Source organism: Streptomyces sp. NPDC046859 (assembly GCF_040645135.1).
Taxonomy (GTDB): Bacteria; Actinomycetota; Actinomycetes; order Streptomycetales; family Streptomycetaceae; genus Streptomyces.
In genome coordinates this window covers 248,470-269,376 of the sequence record NZ_JBEYXR010000005.1, presented here as the reverse complement: position 1 = coordinate 269,376, position 20,907 = coordinate 248,470, and the positions used below count along the sequence as shown (strand labels likewise).

Here is a 20,907-nt window from a genome sequence, read left to right as displayed (position 1 = left end):
CGGGCCCCCGCCTCGTACGAGGCGGGGGCCCGAACCCGTGGGCCGGACGGGCTACTTGACCGAGCCCGCCATCACCCCCTGCACGAAGTGCCGCTGGAACGCGAAGAACACCACCACCGGCACCACCAGGGACAGGAACGCCCCCGGTGCCAGGACGTCGATGTTGCTGCCGAACTGGCGGATCTGGGACTGCAGTTCCACGGTGAGCGGCTGGGAGGAGCTGTCGGCGAAGAGCAGCGCCACCAGCATGTCGTTCCAGACCCACAGGAACTGGAAGATGGCCAGGGAGGCGATCGCCGGGCGGCCGACCGGCAGGACCAGCCGGGTGAAGATCCGCCACTCGGTGCCGCCGTCCATGCGGGCGGCCTCCAGCATCTCCTTCGGCATCTCCGCGAAGTAGTTCCGCAGCAGGAACACCGCGAACGGCAGTCCGTAGGCGACGTGGAACAGGACGACGCCCGGGATCGTGCCGAACAGGCCGAGCTGCCCGAAGAGTTTGGCGACCGGGAGCAGACCGATCTGCACCGGCACCACCAGCAGGGCCACCACGAGCAGGAAGACCGCGTCGCGGCCCGGGAAGTCCAGCCAGGCGAAGGCGTACCCGGCGAGGGCGGCGAGCACCACCACCAGGACGGTCGTCGGCACCGAGATCAGGACCGTGTTCCAGAAGGCCTGGGTGATACCGGAGTTGGCGAGCAGGGCCGAGTAGTTGTCGAAGGACAGCTGCCCGGGGCTGGTGAAGACCGTCCACCAGCCGCCCTTCGCGGTGTCCTCGGCGGACCGCATCGACGACAGGAACAGCCCGGCCAGCGGGGTCAGCCAGACCAGGCCGACCACCACGAGGAAGGCCTGCACCAGTGAGCTGCCCAGACCGCGCCTGACCGCGTTCATCGCTGACTCCTCTTGAAGCGGCGGACGTTGAAGACCATGGCGGGGATGACCAGCAGCAGGAGCAGGACGCCGAGGGCGCTGCCGAGGCCCTGGTTGTTGCCGCCGCCGAACGACACCAGCCACATCTGCGTCGCGAGCACGGTCGCGTCCTCCTGCACCGGGCCGGGCGCGATGATGTAGACGAGGTCGAAGACCTTCATCACGTTGATGACGAGGGTGATGAAGACGACGGTGAGGACCGGCGCGAGCAGCGGCACGGTGATCCGGCGGAAGATCTGCCACTCGTTGGCGCCGTCCATCCGGGCCGCCTCCAGCGAGTCCCGGGGCAGGGCGGACAGGCCCGCGCCGATCAGGACCATCGCGAACCCGGTCCAGATCCACAGGTACGCCCCGATGATCGCCGGGGTGACGAGCGTGGGTCCGAGCCAGGAGATGCCCTCGTAGGGGGCGGCGAAGTTCGACGCCGGCAGCCGCACCGTGTACGAGCCGTCGTCCAGGCCGTCGAAGCGGAACGAGCCGTCGGACGCCGTGGTCGTGGTGGCGACCGTCTCCCCCGCGCGCACCGCCTCGACCCTCATCTCGGGCAGGCCGCTCTCGCGTCGGTCGACGGTGCCCTGCTTCCCTCCCCCGCCGGGGGTGAAGTCCAGGTAGACGACGCCGGTCAGCTCACCGGCGCCGGCCGTGCGCCGGGCGGCCTCGTACGCCGGTCCCGCGCCGGCGGGCAGATCGGCGGGCAGGACGCCGACCAGGCCCAGCGTGACGCTCTGCCCGGGCGAGACGGTGCCGGCCGTGCGGTAGGCGCCGTCGGACGCCTTCGTCAGGCCCTGCCCGTCGCGGGCGCGGGCCGTGGGGTAGGCCGAGGTGTCCTGGAACATGTCGTGCACGGAGACCGCGGCGGCGTTGAGCACGCCCTTGTCCGGGTCCTCGTCGTAGGCGAGCCGGAAGATGATGCCGGCGGCGAGGAAGGACACGGCCATCGGCATGAACAGCAGCAGCTTGAAGGCGGTCGCCCAGCGGACCTTCTCCACCAGCACGGCCAGGATGAGACCGAGGCCGGTGAGCAGGGCCGGGGCCACCACGACCCAGATCGTGGTGTTGCGGATGGCCTTGAGGGTCGCCGGGTCCCGGAACATCTCGGTGTAGTTGTCGCCGCCCACGAACCGGGTGCCGGAGGCGTCGAAGAAGCTGCGGCCGACGGAGAACAGCACCGGGTAGACGACCAGGGCGCCCAGCAGGAGCAGCGCGGGGAGGACGAAGAGCAGGGCGATGACGCGGGCGCGCCGCCGCGAGCGCCGGGCGCGGGACGCTCCGGGGCTCGCGGCGGGCGGCCTGGGCCCCGCATCGTTGACGAGGGTCGCGGTCATGACGGGTCAGCCCTGGCCCTCGTACGCCTTGGCCGCCGCCGCCTCCAGCTTCGCCGCGGTCCCCTTCGGGTCGGACGGGTCGCGCAGGAAGTCCTGCAGGAGCTTCCACTCGCCGGCGCCCTTGGTGCCGCCGAAGGCCGCCGGGGCCTGGTCGGACATGTCGAAGCGGACCGAGTCACCGGCGGCGACCAGCGACTTGGCGGTCTCGCGGGTGACGTCGTCGCCGTACGAGGCGAGTTCGAGGTTCTTGTTCGGCGACAGGAAGCCGCCCGCCTCGGCCCACACGGCCGCGGCCTCGGGGGTGGCCAGGTACTCCAGCAGGGCCATGCCGGCCTTCTGGCTCTTGCCGTCCTTCAGTACGACGGCCGCGTCGCCGCCGCTGACGACGGGCGGCTTGCCGGCGCCGACCGCCGGGAACGGGAAGAAGTTCGCGTCCTCGCCGATCTTCCGGCCGAACTGGTCCTTGGCGACGCCCGCGACGAAGTCGCCCTCGTAGACCATGCCGGCCTCGGGCTTCGGTCCGAACACCTTCTCCACCGAGCCCGGGAAGTCGGTGTTCAGGGCGCCCTTCTGGCCGCCCGCGATCAGCTGCTTGTCCTTGAACAGCTCGCCGAGGGTGGTCAGGGCCTTCACCACCGAGGCGTCGGTCCACTTGAGCTGGTGCCCGGCGAGCGCGTCGTACTTCTCGGGGCCGGCCTGGGAGAGGTAGACGTTCTCGAACCAGTCGGTCAGCGTCCAGCCGTCCTGACCGGCGACGGAGAAGGCGGCGAGCCCGGAGTCGGAGACGGTCCGCCCGGCCTTGAGCAGGTCGTCGTAGGACGTGGGCGGCTCGACGCCCGCCTGGGCGAGGGCGTCGGGGCTGTACCAGACGGTCGACTTGTGCGCGGCCTTGAAGTAGAGGCCGTACAGGGTGTCGTCGACGCTGCCGTAGTTCTTCCACACGGGCGCGAAGTTGGCGTCCACCGACTTCTGGGCGGTGGCCGACAGCGGCTTGAGCCAGCCCTTCTGCGCGAACTGCTTGAGCACGCCGACCTGCGGCACCATCACGACGTCGGGGGCGTTGCCGCCCTCGATCTTGCTGCCGACGACGGTGGAGACGTTGTCGCCGGTGGAGACGAACGTCGTCTTGGCCCCGGTCTTCTCGGTGAAGGCGTCCAGCACCTTCTGGAAGTTCTTCTGCTCGGTGCCGGTCCAGACACCGGCCACGGTGACCGTCTGTCCGTCGAGTGCCTTGTCGCCACCGCCGGCCGAGACGGGGCCGCCGCCGCAGGCGGTCGCGCCGAGCGCCAGGACGAGGGCGGTACAACCGGTGAGCAGGGTGGTACGGCGTCGCATCATCATCGATGTCCCTTCGGGGAAATGGGAAGAACGGACGGAGCTTCCGCGGGTGCGGGGGTTCAGGAAGCGGGGGACTCGGTCCCGTCGCTCATCCACCAGGCGGCGGTGGAGCCGGGCAGCACCCCGGCCGGGCAGGGGCCGCTCGACAGCAGCGGGGTGCCGGAGACCGGCGCGGAGGTGGGTGCGGTGCCGAAGTTGACGGCGCAGACCAGGCCGTCGCCGCGGGCGAAGGCGAGGACGCCGGGCGGGCCCTCCAGCCAGCGCAGCGTGCCCTCGCCCAACTGGGGCAGTGTGGCGCGCAGTTGCAGACCGTCGCGGTACAGGTGCCAGAAGGATCGGGTGTCGGCCAGCGCCCGGTCGGTGGCGTACTCGGCGAAGTACTCGGGCTGCGGCAGCCAGGGCCTGGCGCTCTCCACGCCGGAGGTGAAGCCGAACGGTGACGCCTGTCCCGACCAGGGCAGCGGCACCCGGCAGCCGTCGCGGATGCGGGCGCGGCTCCCGGTGCGGCGGAAGATGGGGTCGGTGAGGACGTCGTCGGGCAGGTCCACGACCTCGGGCAGGCCGAGTTCCTCGCCCTGGTAGATGTACGCGGCACCGGGCAGCGCCAGCATCAGCAGCGCGGCGGCGCGGGCGCGGGCGGCGCCGAGGCCGCCGGCCTCGGGTGCGGGCTCTCCGTAGCGGGTGACGGTGCGGACCTGGTCGTGGTTGTTGAGCACCCAGGTGACCGTCGAGCCGGTGCCCGCGATGTCCTGCATGGCCTCGGAGATGACCTTGCGGAAGGCGTCGGCGTCCCAGGCGGCGCTGAGCAGGTCGAAGAAGAACGCCTGGTGGAGTTCGTCGGAGCGGACGTAGAGGGCGTGTTCGCGGGCGGTCGGCACGGACACCTCGCCGACGAGGAGCCGTTCGCGGCCGTCCCGTGCCGTGTACTCCTCGCATATGGAGCGCCAGGAACGCCACACCGCGTGCACCTCGGGCTGGTTCCAGGCGAGCGGGTTGACCGAGTCGCGGGTGCGGGCGTCCGCCTCCGGGTCGTCGGAGTCGGGCAGCTCCGGGTGCTTGAAGAGGCCGGCGGCGACGTCGATGCGGAAGCCGTCGACGCCCCGGTCCAGCCAGAAGCGCAGGACCCGGTCGAACTCGGCGCCGACCTCGGGGTTGCGCCAGTTCCAGTCGGGCTGCTCGGGGGTGAACATGTGCAGGTACCACTGGCCGGGCCGCCCGTCGGCCTCGGTCACCCGGCTCCACGCGGGTCCTCCGAACATGGCGTGCCAGTTGTTGGGCGGCTCGCCGCCGTCGGCGCCCCGGCCGTCGGCGAAGTGGAAGCGGGCGCGGGCTGCGCTGCCGGGACCGGCGCTCAGCGCCTCCTGGAACCACCGGTGTTCGCTGGAGCAGTGGTTGGGGACGATGTCGAGCAGCACCTTGACGCCGAGCCGCCGGGCCGCCGTGACCAGCAGGTCGAACTCGGCGAGGTCCCCGAAGAGCGGGTCCACGTCGCAGTAGTCGGCGACGTCGTAGCCGTGGTCGTGCTGCGGCGAGGGGTAGAAGGGGCTCAGCCAGATCCCGTCGACCCCGAGCTTCTTGAGGTACGGCAGCCCCGCCCGGACCCCGGCGAGATCGCCGACACCGTCGCCGGTGCTGTCGAGGAAGCTGCGGACGTAGACCTGGTAGATCACCGCGTCGCGCCACCAGTGGTACTTACTCAGCATGTATGCATGTTAGGTAGCTGTTTCCGAGAGGTGTCAATGAAATGGCGCAAGCTACCGAACAGTTGACCCGGCAAATCCGGGCATACCCATACGGGATTCGAGAGGATGAGATGCCCTCGTTACCTAACAAGTAGGTAGGGGAGAGATGTCGTGCCGGCTCAGCGCGCGACGGCGTCGAGCTCGCGCGCCAGGCGGCGCACCGCGGCCTCGGACGTGTCGTGCCCGGCCATCGCGTCCCGTACGACCGCCTGCACCACGAGGCTCACCTGGCCGTACCGCGGGCTCTTGGGGCGGGGAGCGGCCGTTCGGACGCTCTCGCGCAGCGTCGGCAGATACGGGAACCTGCGCACCAGTTCCGGGTCCTCGTACAGGTCCGCCCGTACGGGCGGCAGGGCGCCGCGGGTGAGCACCTGCCGCTGGACGTGCTCGCTGGTCAGATACGCGAGCAGACGGGCCGCCGAGTCCGGGTGGCGGGCGTGCGTGCTGACGGCGAGGTTGGAGCCGCCCAGCACGCTCGTGCCGGGTCCGTCGGGCCCGGGCAGCGGGACGGCGCCGATCTTCCCGGCGACCGGCGAGCCCTCGGCCGACGCGACGACGTAGGCGTACGGCCAGTTGCGGAGGAACAGCAGCCGCCCGTCCTGGAAGGCCTGCTTGGACTCCTCCTCCTTGTAGGTGAGCGCCTGCCTCGGGATCCAGCCCTCGCGCACCCCGCGGGCGAGGAAGTCGATGCCGTCGCGGGCGGCCTCCGAGTCGACGGTGACGCGTTCGCCCTCGTCGCCGAGGATGGAGCCGCCCGCCGAGTAGACCGCCTCGGCGGCGTTGACGGTGAGTCCCTCGTACGGCAGGAACTGGCCCGCGTACCCGTCGAGTCCGTACTTCGGCGCGATCGTCCTCGCCGCCCGCTCCAGCTCCTCCCAGGTGCGCGGCGGGTCGACGCCCTCCTTTGCGAGGATGTCCTTGCGGTACAGGAGCAGACCGGCGTTGGTGACGTACGGGACCGCGTACAGCCGTCCGTCGTAGGTCGCCGTGCCCACGACCGGCTTGAGGAAGGTGTCCAGCGGGAAGCGGTCGCGCTCCAGGGGTCGGATCCAGCCCTGCGCGGCGAACTCCGAGGTCCAGCTGACGTCGATGTTGAGGATGTCGAAGCGGCTGCGGTCGCCGCCGCGCAGGTCGGTGGTCATCTGCGCGTGGGTCTCGTCGGCCGAGTCGGGCAGTTCGACGAGGGTGACCCGCTCGTCGGGGTGCGTGCGGTTCCAACCGTCCAGGACGGACCCGAGATACCCCGTGAGGTCGCCCGCGGTGGCCAGGGTCATCGGCCCGCGGCCCGCTGCCGGACCGTCGTCGGCACGGGCTCCGGAGGCGACGTACCCGGTCAGGATCACGACGAGGACGAGAAGGCCCCTACCGGCGGCGTGGATCCACCGCATAGGTTCCTCCCTGTACACCTGGCACCGGGCTTCGTCGCCCGGGACAGAGGCCATGTATACCCGTTAGGTATGCGCGATACTAGGGCCTGCGGCACATTGACTCGGGATCGGGAGGAGAGCACGAGTGCGGCTGCCCCTCCTGGCCCTGCTGGCGCGCGGCCCGGCGCACGGATACGAGCTGAAGCAGGACCTTGAGCTACTGCTGGGCTCCGCGTACCCTCAGCCGAACGTCGGCCAGATCTACGTCACCCTCGGCCGTCTCGAGAAGTCGGGACTCATAGAGGGCGAGGACGTCGAGCAGTCGGGCCGGCCCAACAAGAAGGTCTACCACCTCACCGACGCCGGGCGTGAGGCGCTGCGCGCCTGGTTCGAGGAGACCGAGGACGAGCCTCGGGTGCGGGACGAGTTCTTCATGAAACTGGCCCTCGCCCCGCAGACCGGCCTCGCCGACCAGATCGCCCTCATCAACCGACAGCGGCGCCAGTACCTGAACACCATGCGTCACCTGTCGAAGCTGGCCGCCGCCGAGAACCGGGACAACCGCGTCGCGCATCTGCTCATCGAGGGCGCGATGCTGCACCTCCAGGCCGACCTCGACTGGCTGGAACGGTGCCAGGAGGAGCTGGAGGAGCTGGAGTGAGCGACGACCCCACTCCTGTGCTGCGCGCCGAGGGCCTGGTCAAGACGCATCACGGCGAAGGCGCCCCGGCCCATGCCGTGCGGGGTGTCGACCTCCGTGTCCGGCCCGGTGAGTTCGTCGCCGTCACCGGCCCGTCCGGCGCCGGCAAGTCGACCCTGCTGCATCTGCTCGGCGGCCTGCAGCGCCCGGACAGCGGCAGCATCTGGCTGGACGGCGAGTGCGCGGACGGCTGGCGCGAGGCCCGCTGGGCGGTCGAGCGCAGGAAGCGCATCGGCATCGTGTTCCAGTTCTTCAACCTGGTCTCCGACCTGTCCGTCGCCGACAACGTGGAGCTGCCCGCCCTGCTGGCCGGCGTCCCGCCGAAGCGGGCCCGGGCCGAGCGCGCGGAGCTGCTGGCCGAGCTGGGTCTGGAGGGCAAGGAGCGCAGCATGCCGGGCGAGCTGTCCGGCGGGGAGCAGCAGCGCGTCGCGCTCGCCCGGGCCCTGGTCAACCGTCCGCCGCTGCTGCTGGCCGACGAACCGGCGGGCAGCCTGGACAGCAAGGGCACCCGTGAGGTGATGCGGCTGCTGACCCGGTTCCACCAGCGCGGCCAGACCATCGTGCTGGTCACCCACGACGCCCGGCTGGCGAGCGCCGCCGACCGTGTGATCAGCTTCTTCGACGGCCGGATAGCCGACGACGCGGCGCTCGACGGCGGTGCCCCGCCCCGCCGCGCCGGCGCCTCCGGTGTGCTGGAGCTCAGGGACTGACATGCCGGAGCACGACCGCCGCCCCGCGCCCGGGCCGAGGGGCTGAGACCATGCGAGCCACCCTGCGCTGGGCGCACTCCGATCTGCGCACGCACCGCGGCGAGGCACTGTTCCTGGTACTCGCCACGGCCGGGATCGTCGTCTCGCTGCTGCTGGCCACCGCCCTGTTCGGGTACGCCACCAACCCGTGGCAGCGTGTCTTCACCCAGGCGCACGGCGCGCACGTGTGGCTGCACACCGCGCCGTCCGCGGACACCGGGAGGCTGACCGAGCTCGACGGCGTCGAGGCCGTCACCGGCCCCTACCCCACCGCCTCCGCCACCCTGGCCTCCCGGGGCGCCCGTGCCGCCGTCGAACTGCGCGGCACCCCGGAGAAGCCGTCCGTGGGCCGCCCCCTGCTGACGTCCGGCCACTGGCTGGACCCGGCGAACCCCGACGGGGTGGTCCTGGAGAGCCGCCTCGCCCGCGCCCTGCTCGCCGCGCCCGGTGACACCCTCGCCCTGCCCGGCACGGACCGCACGGTGACCGTCCTCGGCGTGGCGGACAGCGCGGAGAAGCGCTACCGGCCCGGTGAGCAGCCCGGACTGGTCTGGGCGCAGCCGTCCGCGGTGCGCGACCCGGGGGGCCAGGTGGTGGCGCTGCGCCTGGACGACCCCGAGGACACCGACTACGCCGTCCAGCGCGCCGTGACCGTGCTGGGCGCCGGCGCGGTCAGCGAGGTCTCCACCTGGAAGCAGGCCCGGGCCGAGGCGCAGGGCGACAACCGGCTGCTCGGGCAGGTCCTGGGGCTGTTCGGCCTTGGCGCCCTGGTCGCCGCGGGACTGGCCGTGCACGGGGCGATCGGCACCCGGATCCGCGGGCATCTGCGGGACATATCGGTGCTGAAGGCGATCGGCTTCACCCCGGGCCAGGTCGTCCGGGTCTTCCTGCTCCAGCACCTCGCGTACGCGCTCCTCGGCGCGCTGGCCGCCGCGGCCGTCGTCCAGGGCCTGGGCAGCCGGATACCGGGGCGGCTCGGGGACGCGGTCGGGGTGTGGCACGGGCTGCCGGGCCACACGGTGGCGCTGCTCGTGGTGCCGGTCGCGGTGGTGCTGTTCATCGGCGCGACCACCGGCCTCGCCGCGTGGCGGGCGGGGCGGGTGCCTCCGGTGCCGGTGCCGCGGCGGGCGTCCGCGCCCGGTGGGCGGCTGTCGGGTGCGGCCCGGAGTGCGCTGGGCTTGCGGCTGCCGCCGGCGCTGGTGCTGGGCTGGCACCGGGCGTTCAGCAGGCGTCTGCGGTCCCCGGCCACCGTCGCCCGGCTGGCGCTGCCGCTGCTGCTGGTCGTGGTGGCGATGAGCGCCTGGAGCACCATCGAGCGCTTCGACGGCCGGCCGGAGCAGGTCGGACTGCCGACCTCGCTCACCGTCCACGCCGACGCCGGGCTGACCGGGCGGGCCGCCCGGACCGTGCTGGAGGGCGACCCTCAGGTGGCGGCCGCCTATCCGGGCGTCGAGGTGGCGGCGCTGGTCCCGGGCCAGACGGCCACGATCGCGCTGCGGGGGCTCGGTACCCGGCAGGACCCCTACCCGTACTCCCTGGCCGAGGGCCGGGCCGCGACGGGCCGCGACGAGGCCGTCGCCGGCCAGGGGCTGCTGGCGCTGCTGGACGCGCGGGTCGGCGACTGGGTCCGGATCACCGTGGGCGACCAGCCGCAGATCCTGCACATCGTGGGCCGCAGCATCGAGCCGGAGAACGCCGGGCGGGTCATCTCCACCTCCCTCGACACCCTCCGCGAGAACGATCCCGGGCTCGGGCCCACGCTCTACGAGCTGCGGCTGCGTCCCGGCGCCGAACCGGGCGCGGTCGCCGACCGGCTGACGGCCGCCGGACGCGGGCACCTGGACGTGCACGCGGTGCCCAACCCGGCTGACGGGCTCTCGCCCCTGCGCGGGGTGATCGTGGGTCTGATCGTCGTCCTGGCCCTCATCGGGCTGATCGAGCTGCTGACGGCGATCGGCGGGACGGTGCGCGAGGGCGAGCGCGACCTGCTGGCCCTGAAGGCCATCGGCCTCTCGCCGCGGCAGATCACCGCGATCACCGTCGTGTCGACCGCGTGCACCGCCCTGGCCGCGGCGGTCGTCGCCACCGGGCTCGGTGTGCCGCTCGCGCGCTGGCTCATCGACACCCAGGGAGCGTCGAGCGGGATCGGCTCCGGCATCGCCGCCGGGCCGCCCGCTCCGCTTCTGCTGCTGCTCGGCGGCGCTGCGGTGACGGGGGCCGCGGCGCTGGCCGCGCTCCCGGCGTCCCGGGCGGCCCGCCGCCGCCTCGCGGACACGCTGAGCGCGGTGGCCTGACGCGGTTTCAGCCGGCAGGGGCCCGGCCGGACCCGGAGCGACTCCCCCGCCGCCGGCGGGAAGCGGGCGACCACACGCCGCCCGCTTCCCTCACCTGCCGTCACGCCCGGCCGCGCAGCTCCCGGTACCGGGCGACGAGGGCCTTCGTCGACGTGTCGAGCCCCGGCACGTCGGCGCCCTCGGTCAGCGCGGGCTCGACCCGCTTGGCGAGGACCTTGCCGAGTTCGACGCCCCACTGGTCGAAGGAGTCGATGTTCCACACGGCGCCCTGCACGAACACCTTGTGCTCGTACAGGGCGACCAACTGGCCGAGCACGGACGGCGTGAGCTCACGGGCGAGGATCGTCGTCGTCGGGCGGTTGCCCTTGAACGTCTTGTGCGGCACCAGTTCCTCGGGCACGCCCTCGGCCCGCACCTCGTCCGGCGTCCTGCCGAACGCCAGCGCCTGCGTCTGCGCGAAGAAGTTCGCCATCAGCAGGTCGTGCTGCGCCTTGAGCCGCTCGCTCATCTCGGCGACGGGCTCGGCGAAACCGATGAAGTCCGCCGGGATCAGCTTGGTGCCCTGGTGGATCAACTGGAAGTAGGCGTGCTGCCCGTTGGTGCCGGGCGTGCCCCACACCACCGGCCCGGTCTGCCACTCGACCTCGCGTCCGTCCCGCCCGACGGACTTGCCGTTGGACTCCATGTCCAGTTGCTGGAGATAGGCGGTGAACTTCGACATGTAGTGGCTGTACGGCAGGACCGCGTGCGTCTGGGCGTCGTGGAAGTCGCCGTACCAGATGCCCAGCAGGCCGAGCAGAAGCGGAACGTTGGACTCGGCGGGCGCGGTCCGGAAGTGCTCGTCGACGGTCCGGAAGCCGTCGAGCATCTCCCGGAAGCGGTCCGGGCCGATCGCGATCATCAGCGAGAGACCGATCGCGGAGTCGAACGAGTAGCGGCCACCGACCCAGTCCCAGAACTCGAACATGTTGGCGGTGTCGATGCCGAAGTCCGCGACCTTCTCGGCGTTGGTCGACAGCGCGACGAAGTGCCGGGCGACCGCTTCCGGCCCGGCCTTCAGCTCGTCGAGCAGCCAATCGCGCGCGGAGGTGGCGTTGGTGATCGTCTCGATCGTGGTGAAGGTCTTGGACGCGACGATGAACAGCGTCTCGGCCGCGTCCAGGTCACGTGTGGCCTCGTGCAGATCGGCCCCGTCCACGTTGGACACGAAGCGCACGGTGAGGTCCCGGTCGGCGAAGGCGCGCAGCACCTCGTACGCCATCGCCGGGCCGAGGTCGGAGCCGCCGATGCCGATGTTGACGACGTTCCTGATCCGCTTGCCGGTGTGGCCGGTCCAGGCCCCGGAGCGGATCCGTTCGGTGAAGTCCGCCATCTTGTCGAGGACGGCGTGCACCGCGGGGACGACGTTCTCCCCGTCGACCTCGATCACCGCGTCGCGCGGGGCGCGCAGGGCGATGTGCAGCACCGCGCGGTCCTCGGTGGTGTTGATCTTCTCGCCGCGGAACATGGCGTCCCGCAGTCCGAACACGTCCGTCGCGGCGGCCAGCTCGTGCAGCAGCCGCAGTGTCTCGTCGGTGACGAGGTGTTTGGAGTAGTCGATGTGCAGGTCGCCGACCTGCAGGGTGTACCCCGTGCCACGGCCCGGGTCGGCGGAGAACAGCTCCCGCAGCCCCACGCCGTCGAGCTCCTCACGGTGCCTGGCCAGCGCGGTCCACTCGGGTGTCTGGTTGAGCCTGGTACGGCCGTCTGCGTTCATGTCCGACTTCAGCCTTCTTTCGTGCCTGTCCCAGCTGTTCCAACCTATGTGATCAGCGCGGGACGTGAGCCGTCGTGACGTCGCCGTCCGGCGCATCCACAGATACGTCCCGCTCCCGCCCCGGTATCAGCGCGAGGACCGCCAGGACGAAGAAGGCGGCGGTGAGCAGTGCGGGTGTGTTCGGGCCCCAGGCGGTGGCGACGGCCCCGCCGAGCAGGGCGCCCAGCGGGGCGCCGGCCACGGCCAGGGTGCGGAAGGCGGAGGCGACCCGGCCCAGCAGGTCGGCGGGTGTCCGCCGCTGCATCAGCGTCGTGGTGCTGACGTTCCACACCATGCCCATGAAGCCGAAGACCGCGAGGGCCGCCGCCAGCGCGGTCTGGCTGCGCACGGCGCCCATGACGACCAGGGCGCCGATCTGCACGAGCCCGGCGAGCAGCACGGCCCGGGTCAGCCCGAACCGGGCGGTGATCGGCCCGTGCCCGAGCCCGCCCGCCAGGCTGCCGGCGGCGTAGGCGGTGGAGGCGACGGCGTAACCGGTGGTGCCCGCGTCGAGCCAGTCGGTGACCAGGACGACGAGGGTCGCGACGAGGGCGCCCATCCCGATGTTGCACAGGGCGGTCGCGGCGCACAGACCGCGCAGCGCCCGGTCCCGCCACAGGGTGCGCAGCCCGTCGGCGATCTCCCGGCGCAGGGTGCTGCCGCCGGGCCGGGCCACCCGGTCCGGCGGCCGGGTGCGCAGGGAGGCGACGAGGGCCGCGGCCACCAGGAACGTCGCCGCGTCGGCCAGGAAGGGGGCGGCGGCGCCGGCCGCGAGCAGCAGCGGCACCGCCGGCGCCCCGAGCAGGCCGCCGGCGATCCGCTGCCCCGTCATCAGCCGGGCGTTCGCCGCGCCGAGCGCGTCCCGGTCGACCAGGACGGGGAGCAGGGCCGTGGCGGCGTTGTCGAACAGGGTCTGGAGCGCGGTCAGGGTGAACGCCAGGGCGATGAGCAGGCCGATCGAGGCGTGTCCGAGCGCCACGGCGACCGCGAAGGCGGCGACCAGGGCGCCTCGTACGGCGTCGACCGTCCACATCGCGCGCCGCTGGTCGACCCGGTCGGCGACGGCGCCGCCGAGCAGTCCGAAGACGATCCACGGCAGATAGCCGCAGGCGGTGACCGCGGCGATCAGCAGGGGCCGGTCGGTCAGCGTCACGGCGAGGAGCGGCAGGGCGGCCGTGCGGAGGGAGTCGCCGAAGCTGGAGAGCACGGCGGCGCCCCACAGCCGTCCGAAGCCGCCGCGCAAGGCGGGCGTCCGCACGCCCGTCTCCCCTGTCCTCGCCACAGGTCCCCCTCCCCGTGCGTCGACGCGTGGGCGTCGACGAGAACCACCGTAGAGGGCACCACTGACAATCAGCCCGGAGCGCGGGTGGGGCGGGGGTGACACGGGTCCGGCCGAGTGCCCTGGGGCACCCGGCCGGTCGTCAATGTCTAGATCTCGCCCCGGAGTTTGGCGAGCGCCTCGGCGAGGATCGCCTCGCCGTCCGCGTCGCTGCGCCGCTCCCGTACGTACGCCAGGTGCGTCTTGTACGGCTCGGTGCGCGGCGGGTCCGGCGGGTTGTCCCGGTCCTGCCCGGCGGGGAAACCACAGCGGGGGCAGTCCCAGGTCTCGGGAACCTGCGCGTCGCTGGCGAAGCTGGGCTGCGTCTCGTGCCCGTTGGAGCACCAGAAGGAGATGCGCAGACGCGGTGCGGACTCGCCGCGCTCGGCCTCGCCCATCGGCCCCGCCCCGACCCGGCTTCCTCGGATCGCGTTGCCACTTGCCACGGTCGTAACTCCCTGCGTGATGGTGCCGCAAAAGCGAGTCGGCGTTTCGCTTCGCTGCGAGCGCCTCAGTCTACGTAAGGCCCAACGCGCGTCCAGTGATTGGAGTTACAAGCCCCCCACACCTAGACGCAAGCCCCATGATAGGCCGCGCTGAGCTGCGCGTACCGAACATGGGGCCTTACGTGGGGACGGTGTGTGCCGGTCAGTTGTTCACCTTGATCAGCAAGCCCAGCACGACAATGCACGCGAACCACAGCAAACCGACCACCACGGTGATCCGGTCCAGGTTGCGCTCGGCGACGGAGGAGCCGCCGACGGACGACTGCATGCCGCCACCGAACATGTCGGAGAGGCCGCCGCCCTTCCCCTTGTGCATCAGCACCAGCAGCATCAGCAACCCGCTGAAGACGATCAGGGCGATCGAGAACCCCAAAACCACGGCTGGACCAACTCTCTCGGACTCGGATGAACGACGGGGGCACGGTAGCCGCGCGGAGCGAGCCACGCGTCCAGGCCTACCATGCCCCCGCAAGGGTACGACGGATCGCCGCTACGGCCTACTCACTGGTCACGGAATCGCACGATCTTGACGAACTCGTCCGCGTCCAGGGAGGCGCCGCCGACCAGGGCGCCGTCGATGTCGGCCTGCGCCATGATCTCGGCGACGTTGCCCGACTTCACGGAGCCGCCGTACTGGATGCGGACCTTGTCGGCCACGTCCTGCGTGTACAGCTCGGCGATCTTGCCGCGGATGGCGGCGCAGACCTCTTGCGCGTCCTCGGCACCGCAGACCTTGCCGGTGCCGATGGCCCAGACGGGCTCGTAGGCGATCACGACGGTCTCGGCCTGCTCGGCGGGGAGGTCCTTGAGACCGCCCACGACCTGGGCGAGCGTGTGGGAGACGTGGTTGCCCGCCTCGCGGACGTCCAGCTCCTCCCCGACGCACAGGATCGGGGTCAGGCCGTGCCTGTAGGCGGCCTTGACCTTGGCGTTGACGAGCTCGTCGGTCTCGGCGTGGTACTGGCGGCGCTCGGAGTGGCCGACCACCACGTACGTGCACTTCAGCTTGGCCAGCATGGACCCGGAGATCTCACCGGTGTAGGCGCCGGAGTCGTGTGCGGAGACGTCCTGGGCGCCGTACTTGATCTTCAGCTTGTCGCCGTCGACCAGGGTCTGGACCGAGCGCAGGCTCGTGAAGGGCGGCAGGACCGCGACCTCGACGGCCTCGTAGTCCTTGTCGGCCAGGGCGAAGGCGAGCTTCTGGACGTGCGCGATGGCCTCGAGGTGGTTGAGGTTCATCTTCCAGTTGCCTGCCATCAGCGGCATGCGCGTGCTCATAAAGAGTCAGTCCTCCAGTGCGGCGAGGCCGGGGAGCGTCTTGCCCTCGAGGTATTCGAGGGAGGCGCCGCCTCCGGTCGAGATGTGGCCGAATGCCGTCTCGTCGAAGCCCAGGGTACGGACGGCCGCGGCGGAGTCGCCGCCGCCCACCACGGTGAAGCCCTTGGAGTCGACGAGGGCCTGGGCGACCGCCTTGGTGCCCTCGGCGTAGTCGGGGTGCTCGAAGACGCCCATGGGACCGTTCCAGAAGACGGTGGCGGCGTCGACGAGCTTCGAGGCGTACAGCTTGCGGGTCTCCGGACCGATGTCCAGGCCCTCCTGGTCGGCGGGGATGGCGTCCGCGGCGACGGTCGTGGGGTGGGTCGGGGCCTTGGTCTTCAGGTCCGGGAACTCGGGCGCGACCAGGACGTCGACCGGCAGCACGATCTCCACGGCGCTCTTCTCGGCGCGCTCCAGGTACTCGGTGACGGTCGGGATCTGGTCCTCCTGGAGGAGGGAGATGCCGACCTCGTACCCCTTGGCCTTGAGGAAGGTGTACGCCATGCCGCCTCCGATGAGCAGCCGGTCGGCCTTGCCGAGCAGCTGGTCGATGACGGCGAGCTTGTCGGAGACCTTGGCGCCGCCGAGGGCGACGACGTACGGCCGCTGGACGTCGTCGGTGAGCTTCTTCAGGACGCGGACCTCGGTCACGATGAGGTAGCCGGCGTAGTGCGGCAGCCGGGCCGGAAGGTCGTACACCGAGGCGTGCTTGCGGTGCACCGCGCCGAAGCCGTCACCGACGTAGACGTCGGCGAGCTCGGCGAGCTGGTCGGCGAAGGCGGCGCGCTCGGCGTCGTCCTTGCTGGTCTCACCCGGGTTGAAGCGCAGGTTCTCCACGACGGCGACCTGGCCGTCGGCGAGGCCCGCGACGACACCCCGGGCGGAGTCGCCCACCGTGTCGGTGGCGAAGGCCACGTCGGCGCCGAGGAGTTCACCGAGGCGCGCGGCGGCCGGGGCGAGGGAGAAGGCGGGGTCCGGGGCACCCTTGGGGCGGCCCAGGTGGGAGGCGACGACCACGCGGGCGCCCGCCTCGGCGAGGGCCCTGACGGTGGGCAGCACGGCCCGGATGCGGCCGTCGTCGGTGATCGTGGTGCCGTCCAGCGGCACGTTCAGGTCGGCGCGGACGAACACCCGCTTGCCGGCGACGCCTTCGGAGAGAAGTTCGTCGATCGTCTTCATGAAGGGGACTCCTGGGAAGAGCTCGTGATCGCTCGGAAGCGCTCGTGATCCAACAGGTCTGTTCTGTACGTGAGTCAGGGCTCGGGCGACGCGTCCCTGCGCCGCCCGAGCCCTGAACCTCACATCGAGGTGCCTGCTCTGGATATCAGAGCTGGTTGCCGACGAAGACCGTCAGGTCGACGAGGCGGTTGGAGTAGCCCCACTCGTTGTCGTACCAGCCGATGACCTTCACGTTCTTGCCCTCCTGGACCATGGTCAGGGAGGAGTCGAAGGTGCAGGACGCCGGGGCGTTGACGATGTCCGAGGAGACGATCGGGTCCTCGGTGTACTCGAGGATGCCCTTGAGTTCACCCTCGGCGGCCTTCTGGAAGACCGCGTTGACCTCTTCCTTGGTGACCTCGCGGCCGAGCTCCAGGACGAGGTCGGTGACCGAGCCGGTCGGGACCGGGACGCGCATCGCGATGCCGTCCAGCTTGCCCTTGAGCTGCGGGAGGACCAGCGCGGTGGCCTTCGCGGCACCCGTGGTGGTCGGGATGATGTTCTCCGCGGCGGCGCGGGCGCGGCGCAGGTCCTTGTGGGGGAAGTCCAGGATGCGCTGGTCGTTCGTGTACGCGTGGACCGTCGTCATGAGGCCCCGGACGATGCCGAAGTTCTCGTCGAGGACCTTCGCCATCGGCGCCACACAGTTGGTGGTGCAGGAGGCGTTGGAGATGATGTGGTGGTTCGCCGGGTCGTACTTGTCCTGGTTGACGCCCATCACGATGGTGATGTCCTCGTCCTTGGCCGGAGCCGAGATGAGGACCTTCTTGGCGCCGCCCGCGATGTGCTTGGCGGCGTCGTCCTTCTTCGTGAAGATGCCGGTCGACTCGATGACGATGTCGACGCCCAGCTCGCCCCACGGGATGTCGGCGGGGCTGCGCTCGGAAAGGACCTTGATGGTGTGACCGCCCACGGTGATGGTGTCGGCGGTGTGGCTGACCTCCTGCTTCAGACGACCCAGGATGGTGTCGTACTTCAGCAGATGAGCGGTGGTCGCGGTGTCACCCAGGTCGTTGACAGCCACGATCTCGATGTCTGCACCCTGCTCCAGCAGCGCGCGGAAGTAGTTGCGACCGATACGACCGAAGCCGTTGATGCCTACGCGGATCGTCACGAACCGATCTCCTCGTTGGTACGCCGGCCATGCGGTGCCGGCGAGCTCTGTTTGGGATGTCCCCGACCGCCTCCGACCCTACCTCCCTGAAGCCGCCGTGGTGACATCCAGATGCCTCATACACGGCATGGCGGCCCGTACCCGTCAGTAGGGTACGGACCGCCCCGCCCGGGAGCCCGGATTAGCCGATCCGGTCACGCTCCGCCGGGCGTGTGCCACTTCGGCGAGTTACCTCTCAAGTGAGGAAAATGCCTTTCTGATGAGCGCCGTTCGATCGGCCGCCGAGGGCAGGTGCTCCAGGCCGAAGCCGAGGAGGACCGTGTCGCGCGTGGTGACCGCGCCGTAGGTCTGGAACAGCGCTCCGGTGCGCGCCCAGTCCTTGAGGACGGCCGGGCTGCCCGGGGGCGGTCCGGTCGTGTTCCAGGCGCCGAGCGACGTCTCGAAGCCCTCCGTCTCGACCGCCGTGCCGCCCACGACGAGCGAGGCCTGGTCGGCGAGGACGCCGCGTCCGCCGAAGCCCGGGTCGGAGACGTAGCTGACGGAGAGCTCGACGGACTTGCCCGCGTAGGCGCTGAGGTCGAACTCGACCTGCTGCCAGCCCTCGGAGGCACCGGTGAGCGCGTTCCAGTCTCCGCTGCTGCCGGACGCGGTGCAGCCCTGCGGCGACTGCGTCAGGTAGTGCGCGAGCCAGGGGTGCTCGTTCATGTAGAAGCCGGCCTCGCACTCCGCGGGGACGGTGGCGCTGGACGCGCCGTTCTTCTCCGGGAGTGTCGTCCAGTCCTCGGCGCCGGTGGTGTGGGCCTCGATCAGGACGTTGTCGTAGCCGGGCTCGACGTCCCACAGCAGCTGGGTGCGCAGCGTGGGCTGCTGGGCCGCGGTCACGCCGGTGAGGTCGACGGTCCTCGTCAACCGCTTCCAGGCGTCGTCGGTGTGCACGGCGGCCGCCATCCAGGAACCGGCGAACGGCCCGTAGGGGCTGGCGGTCCCCGCGAACCGGCCCGCTCCCGCGCTCGCGAACTGCGGGTACGTGGCGGCGGGCAGCTGGTCGGAGGTGACGCTGTAGCTCCCGGCCCGGTCGAGCGGGTTGCCGGGGGCGCCGGCGAGCGCGCCGGAGAACCCGGCGAGCCTGCCGGACCCGGTGAAGCCGGCGGCGCCGGGCAGCGACGTACGGGAGTAGGCGCCCAGGTAGTACTGGCTGAAGTCGTTCGACAGGGTGCCGTCGCCGAGGTCGACGTTGCCGCCGGCCTGCTCACCGGCCTCCAGCAGCCTGCCGCCCTCGTTGAGGTAGGCGCGCAGTTGGAGCTGGGTGGCGTTGCCGGGGACGCCGGCGCCCGTGTAGTGGACGACGGTGTCGAAGTGGCCGAGCACGCCGAGGGCGTCGGGCGCGCCCTGCGCGGCGACGTCCCAGACGACCGCCCGGTGGCCGTTGGCCTTCAGGGCGTCCACGTACTTCTGCGCCTGCAGGGCTCCGGCGCCCTCCTCGGCGACCACGAGCACGTCCGCGCGCGGTCGTTCGGCGATCGTGTAGGTGAAGTGGCTGCTGGAGACCTTCTTGCCGCCGCGGGTCTCGCCGGTGAACCAGACCTCGACCTGGTCGCCCCGGTCGCCGTCGAGGACCTTGGCGCGGTACTCGTCGAAGTAGAGGTTGTCCTCGCCGCCGAAGGTCTCGCCGCCCTTCCAGTGCCGCAGCGCCACGTCGTGCGTACGGCCTCCGTCGACGCGGTACTTCAGCTCCTTGTCGCGCAGCGCCTTGCGGACGACGACGGAGACCTCCTGGTCCGCGCCGCGCGCGTACGACGTGGTGAACGGCGCCGGGGTGAAGTCGGCGGCCTTCAGGCCGAGCGAGGAGGCGGGCCGGTCGGGACGGCCGGCGCTCTCGGCGACGGAGAGCGCGAACGGCACGTTCTTCGCGAACTCGTCCTGGATCAGCTTCTCGTCGTCGGGGAAGTTGAAGACCGACTGGCAGTCCGCCGCGTTCCACTGGTCGTTCGGGTCGATGTTCGACGCGGTCTGGCAGGTCGACATCTCGGGGGTGAACATCGCCAGCCCATTGACGTTCGCGGCGTGCCCGTCCGCCTCGCCGTTGGTCGTGTACAGCTCCGAGGAGACCTGCGGATGGTAGCCGGGGATCGCGGAGTTGTCGGGGGTGCCGGCGAGCGCCTTGTACATCACGTCGTCGGGGGTGTTCGTGGCCACCTGCCAGCCGACGCCGTAGAGCAGGAGTTCGGCGGCGGAGTGGTAGTTGATGCCGTAGGTGAAGCCGACGCGCTTCTGCAGGGCGTCCAGCGCCTTGGTCTCGGGCTCGGAGCCCGGGGACGCGCCGCGGTAGGTCTCACTGGTGGGGTTGGGGGAGGAACCCTCGTCGTCGTAGCCCCACTTGTAGGCGAAGTTGCGGTTCAGGTCGACGCCGTCGCCGGTGCTGATGACGCCGTCGCCGTTGATGTCCCGCAGGTTCTTGCGCCACAGACGGGTGCTGGAGTCCTTGAAGGTGTGGTCGTAGCCGTCGGGATTGACCGAGAGGACGAACCACAGCTCGGTCGAGTCGACGATCTTCCTGACCCGCTTGTCCTTCTTGTAGTTGTCCAGGTAGTGGTGCATCAGCCGCCGGGTCATCTCCGGCGTGATCCACTCGCGGGCGTGCTGGTTGGACATGTACAGGACGGCGGGCTTGGAGCCGTCCTTGGACTTCGCGGCGTTCTTGGTCAGCTTCAGGGCCAGGATGTCCTGGCCGCGTAAGGTCTTGCCGATGGAGACGACCTTGGTGAGGCCCGGGTTCTGCTGCCCGGCCCGGACGATCTCCTCCTTCAGCCCGCCGCTTCCGCCGTACGGGCGGAACACGCCCTCGGCGGCCTTCTCGGTGCGGGCCTCGGCTCGGGCGGTGACCTGGTGCTCGGTGAGGGCGACGCCCTGCTTGCGCAGTTTCCCGGCCTGTTCGTCGGTCAGGTAGACCTCGACGGTGGCCTTGCCCTTGTCGGGTGCCTGCTCACTGAGTTCGTGGCCGTCCTGGCCGGCCGCCAGCAGCAGGGGTATCTGCTGTTTGGTGACCTCGGCCCGGAAGACCTTCACTTCGCTCGGGTCGGTGTGGGGCGAATTCCCCGGTTGTGCCTGGGCGATGGGTGCGATACTCGCTCCCCCGACGAGGAGCGCGCCGACAGCGAGGATCGATCTCGCTCTGGGTCTCATGTACCCCCCTA

At 71.1% G+C, this 20,907-nt stretch carries 16 protein-coding genes; 3 read left to right on the top strand and 13 right to left on the bottom strand.

Features of this window, described 5'->3' with window-relative positions; genetic code table 11:
- Positions 1 to 51: 51 nt before the first annotated feature.
- The 5 genes from ABZ899_RS09510 to ABZ899_RS09490 all read right to left on the bottom strand — a co-directional run bounded on the left by ABZ899_RS09510 (position 52) and on the right by ABZ899_RS09490 (position 6,723).
- Complete coding sequence (locus ABZ899_RS09510) at positions 52 to 891, bottom strand: carbohydrate ABC transporter permease (RefSeq protein ID WP_361343161.1); 840 nt, start codon at positions 889 to 891, stop codon at positions 52 to 54.
- Positions 888 to 2,255, bottom strand: coding sequence for an ABC transporter permease subunit (locus tag ABZ899_RS09505; RefSeq protein ID WP_361343158.1), 1,368 nt, complete (start codon positions 2,253 to 2,255; stop codon positions 888 to 890). The genes ABZ899_RS09510 and ABZ899_RS09505 overlap by 4 nt, the downstream gene beginning before the upstream one ends.
- 6 nt (positions 2,256 to 2,261) lie before the next feature.
- Positions 2,262 to 3,593 carry an ABC transporter substrate-binding protein gene (locus ABZ899_RS09500; protein ID WP_361343572.1) on the bottom strand — a complete coding sequence of 444 codons (1,332 nt, stop codon included), beginning with the start codon at positions 3,591 to 3,593 and terminating at the stop codon, positions 2,262 to 2,264.
- 59 nt (positions 3,594 to 3,652) lie between these two features.
- Positions 3,653 to 5,296 carry a glycoside hydrolase family 13 protein gene (locus ABZ899_RS09495; protein ID WP_361343156.1) on the bottom strand — a complete coding sequence of 548 codons (1,644 nt, stop codon included), beginning with the start codon at positions 5,294 to 5,296 and terminating at the stop codon, positions 3,653 to 3,655.
- A gap of 158 nt (positions 5,297 to 5,454) precedes the next feature.
- Entirely contained in the window at positions 5,455 to 6,723 is a 1,269-nt protein-coding gene (locus tag ABZ899_RS09490) for an ABC transporter substrate-binding protein (RefSeq protein ID WP_361343153.1), read from the bottom strand.
- A 124-nt stretch (positions 6,724 to 6,847) separates the two neighbouring features.
- Between ABZ899_RS09490 and ABZ899_RS09485 the strand changes: the two genes are divergently transcribed.
- The 3 genes from ABZ899_RS09485 to ABZ899_RS09475 are packed head-to-tail and all read left to right on the top strand — an operon-like array spanning position 6,848 to position 10,445.
- A complete protein-coding gene (locus ABZ899_RS09485; RefSeq protein ID WP_361343150.1) occupies positions 6,848 to 7,363 on the top strand; it encodes a PadR family transcriptional regulator in 516 nt (171 codons plus the stop codon).
- Positions 7,360 to 8,112, top strand: coding sequence for an ABC transporter ATP-binding protein (locus tag ABZ899_RS09480; RefSeq protein ID WP_361343147.1), 753 nt, complete (start codon positions 7,360 to 7,362; stop codon positions 8,110 to 8,112). Before ABZ899_RS09485 ends, ABZ899_RS09480 begins: the two co-directional genes overlap by 4 nt.
- A 50-nt stretch (positions 8,113 to 8,162) precedes the next feature.
- Positions 8,163 to 10,445, top strand: a complete 2,283-nt coding sequence (locus ABZ899_RS09475; protein WP_361343144.1) for an FtsX-like permease family protein — start codon at positions 8,163 to 8,165, stop codon at positions 10,443 to 10,445.
- Between the two features lie 100 nt (positions 10,446 to 10,545).
- Here ABZ899_RS09475 and pgi read toward each other — a convergent pair whose 3' ends face one another.
- From pgi to ABZ899_RS09435, 8 genes are all read right to left on the bottom strand, one after another.
- A complete protein-coding gene (pgi, locus tag ABZ899_RS09470) occupies positions 10,546 to 12,201 on the bottom strand; it encodes a glucose-6-phosphate isomerase (RefSeq protein WP_361343141.1) in 1,656 nt (551 codons plus the stop codon).
- A 52-nt stretch (positions 12,202 to 12,253) separates the two neighbouring features.
- Complete coding sequence (locus ABZ899_RS09465; protein WP_361343139.1) at positions 12,254 to 13,498, bottom strand: MFS transporter; 1,245 nt, start codon at positions 13,496 to 13,498, stop codon at positions 12,254 to 12,256.
- 170 nt (positions 13,499 to 13,668) lie between these two features.
- Entirely contained in the window at positions 13,669 to 14,004 is a 336-nt protein-coding gene (locus ABZ899_RS09460) for an RNA polymerase-binding protein RbpA (RefSeq protein WP_003976875.1), read from the bottom strand.
- 202 nt (positions 14,005 to 14,206) lie between these two features.
- Positions 14,207 to 14,437: a preprotein translocase subunit SecG gene (gene secG / locus ABZ899_RS09455; protein ID WP_361343569.1), complete on the bottom strand. Its 231-nt coding sequence runs from the start codon at positions 14,435 to 14,437 to the stop codon at positions 14,207 to 14,209.
- A gap of 128 nt (positions 14,438 to 14,565) precedes the next feature.
- Positions 14,566 to 15,342 (bottom strand): triose-phosphate isomerase, encoded by a 777-nt coding sequence (gene tpiA, locus ABZ899_RS09450; RefSeq protein ID WP_361343137.1) that lies wholly within the window; start codon positions 15,340 to 15,342, stop codon positions 14,566 to 14,568.
- Between the two features lie 6 nt (positions 15,343 to 15,348).
- The gene (locus ABZ899_RS09445) at positions 15,349 to 16,560 is read right to left on the bottom strand and encodes a phosphoglycerate kinase (RefSeq protein WP_361343134.1); all 1,212 of its coding nucleotides are present in this window, start codon (positions 16,558 to 16,560) and stop codon (positions 15,349 to 15,351) included.
- 145 nt (positions 16,561 to 16,705) lie between these two features.
- Positions 16,706 to 17,713, bottom strand: coding sequence for a type I glyceraldehyde-3-phosphate dehydrogenase (gene gap / locus ABZ899_RS09440; protein WP_361343131.1), 1,008 nt, complete (start codon positions 17,711 to 17,713; stop codon positions 16,706 to 16,708).
- Positions 17,714 to 17,941: 228 nt separating this feature from the next.
- Positions 17,942 to 20,896, bottom strand: a complete 2,955-nt coding sequence (locus tag ABZ899_RS09435; protein ID WP_361343128.1) for a M14 family zinc carboxypeptidase — start codon at positions 20,894 to 20,896, stop codon at positions 17,942 to 17,944.
- Between the last annotated feature and the right edge of the window lie 11 nt (positions 20,897 to 20,907).

Bases quoted from the DNA above. Each gene is read 5' to 3' on its own strand.
- ABZ899_RS09495 (WP_361343156.1), bottom strand. From the start codon at position 5,296: ATGCTGAGTAAGTACCACTGGTGGCGCGACGCGGTGATCTACCAGGTC.
- ABZ899_RS09490 (WP_361343153.1), bottom strand. From the start codon at position 6,723: ATGCGGTGGATCCACGCCGCCGGTAGGGGCCTTCTCGTCCTCGTCGTG.
- tpiA (WP_361343137.1), bottom strand. From the start codon at position 15,342: ATGAGCACGCGCATGCCGCTGATGGCAGGCAACTGGAAGATGAACCTC.
- pgi (WP_361343141.1), bottom strand. From the start codon at position 12,201: ATGAACGCAGACGGCCGTACCAGGCTCAACCAGACACCCGAGTGGACC.
- ABZ899_RS09510 (WP_361343161.1), bottom strand. From the start codon at position 891: ATGAACGCGGTCAGGCGCGGTCTGGGCAGCTCACTGGTGCAGGCCTTC.
- ABZ899_RS09435 (WP_361343128.1), bottom strand. From the start codon at position 20,896: ATGAGACCCAGAGCGAGATCGATCCTCGCTGTCGGCGCGCTCCTCGTC.
- ABZ899_RS09505 (WP_361343158.1), bottom strand. From the start codon at position 2,255: ATGACCGCGACCCTCGTCAACGATGCGGGGCCCAGGCCGCCCGCCGCG.
- ABZ899_RS09500 (WP_361343572.1), bottom strand. From the start codon at position 3,593: ATGATGCGACGCCGTACCACCCTGCTCACCGGTTGTACCGCCCTCGTC.
- ABZ899_RS09445 (WP_361343134.1), bottom strand. From the start codon at position 16,560: ATGAAGACGATCGACGAACTTCTCTCCGAAGGCGTCGCCGGCAAGCGG.
- ABZ899_RS09475 (WP_361343144.1), top strand. From the start codon at position 8,163: ATGCGAGCCACCCTGCGCTGGGCGCACTCCGATCTGCGCACGCACCGC.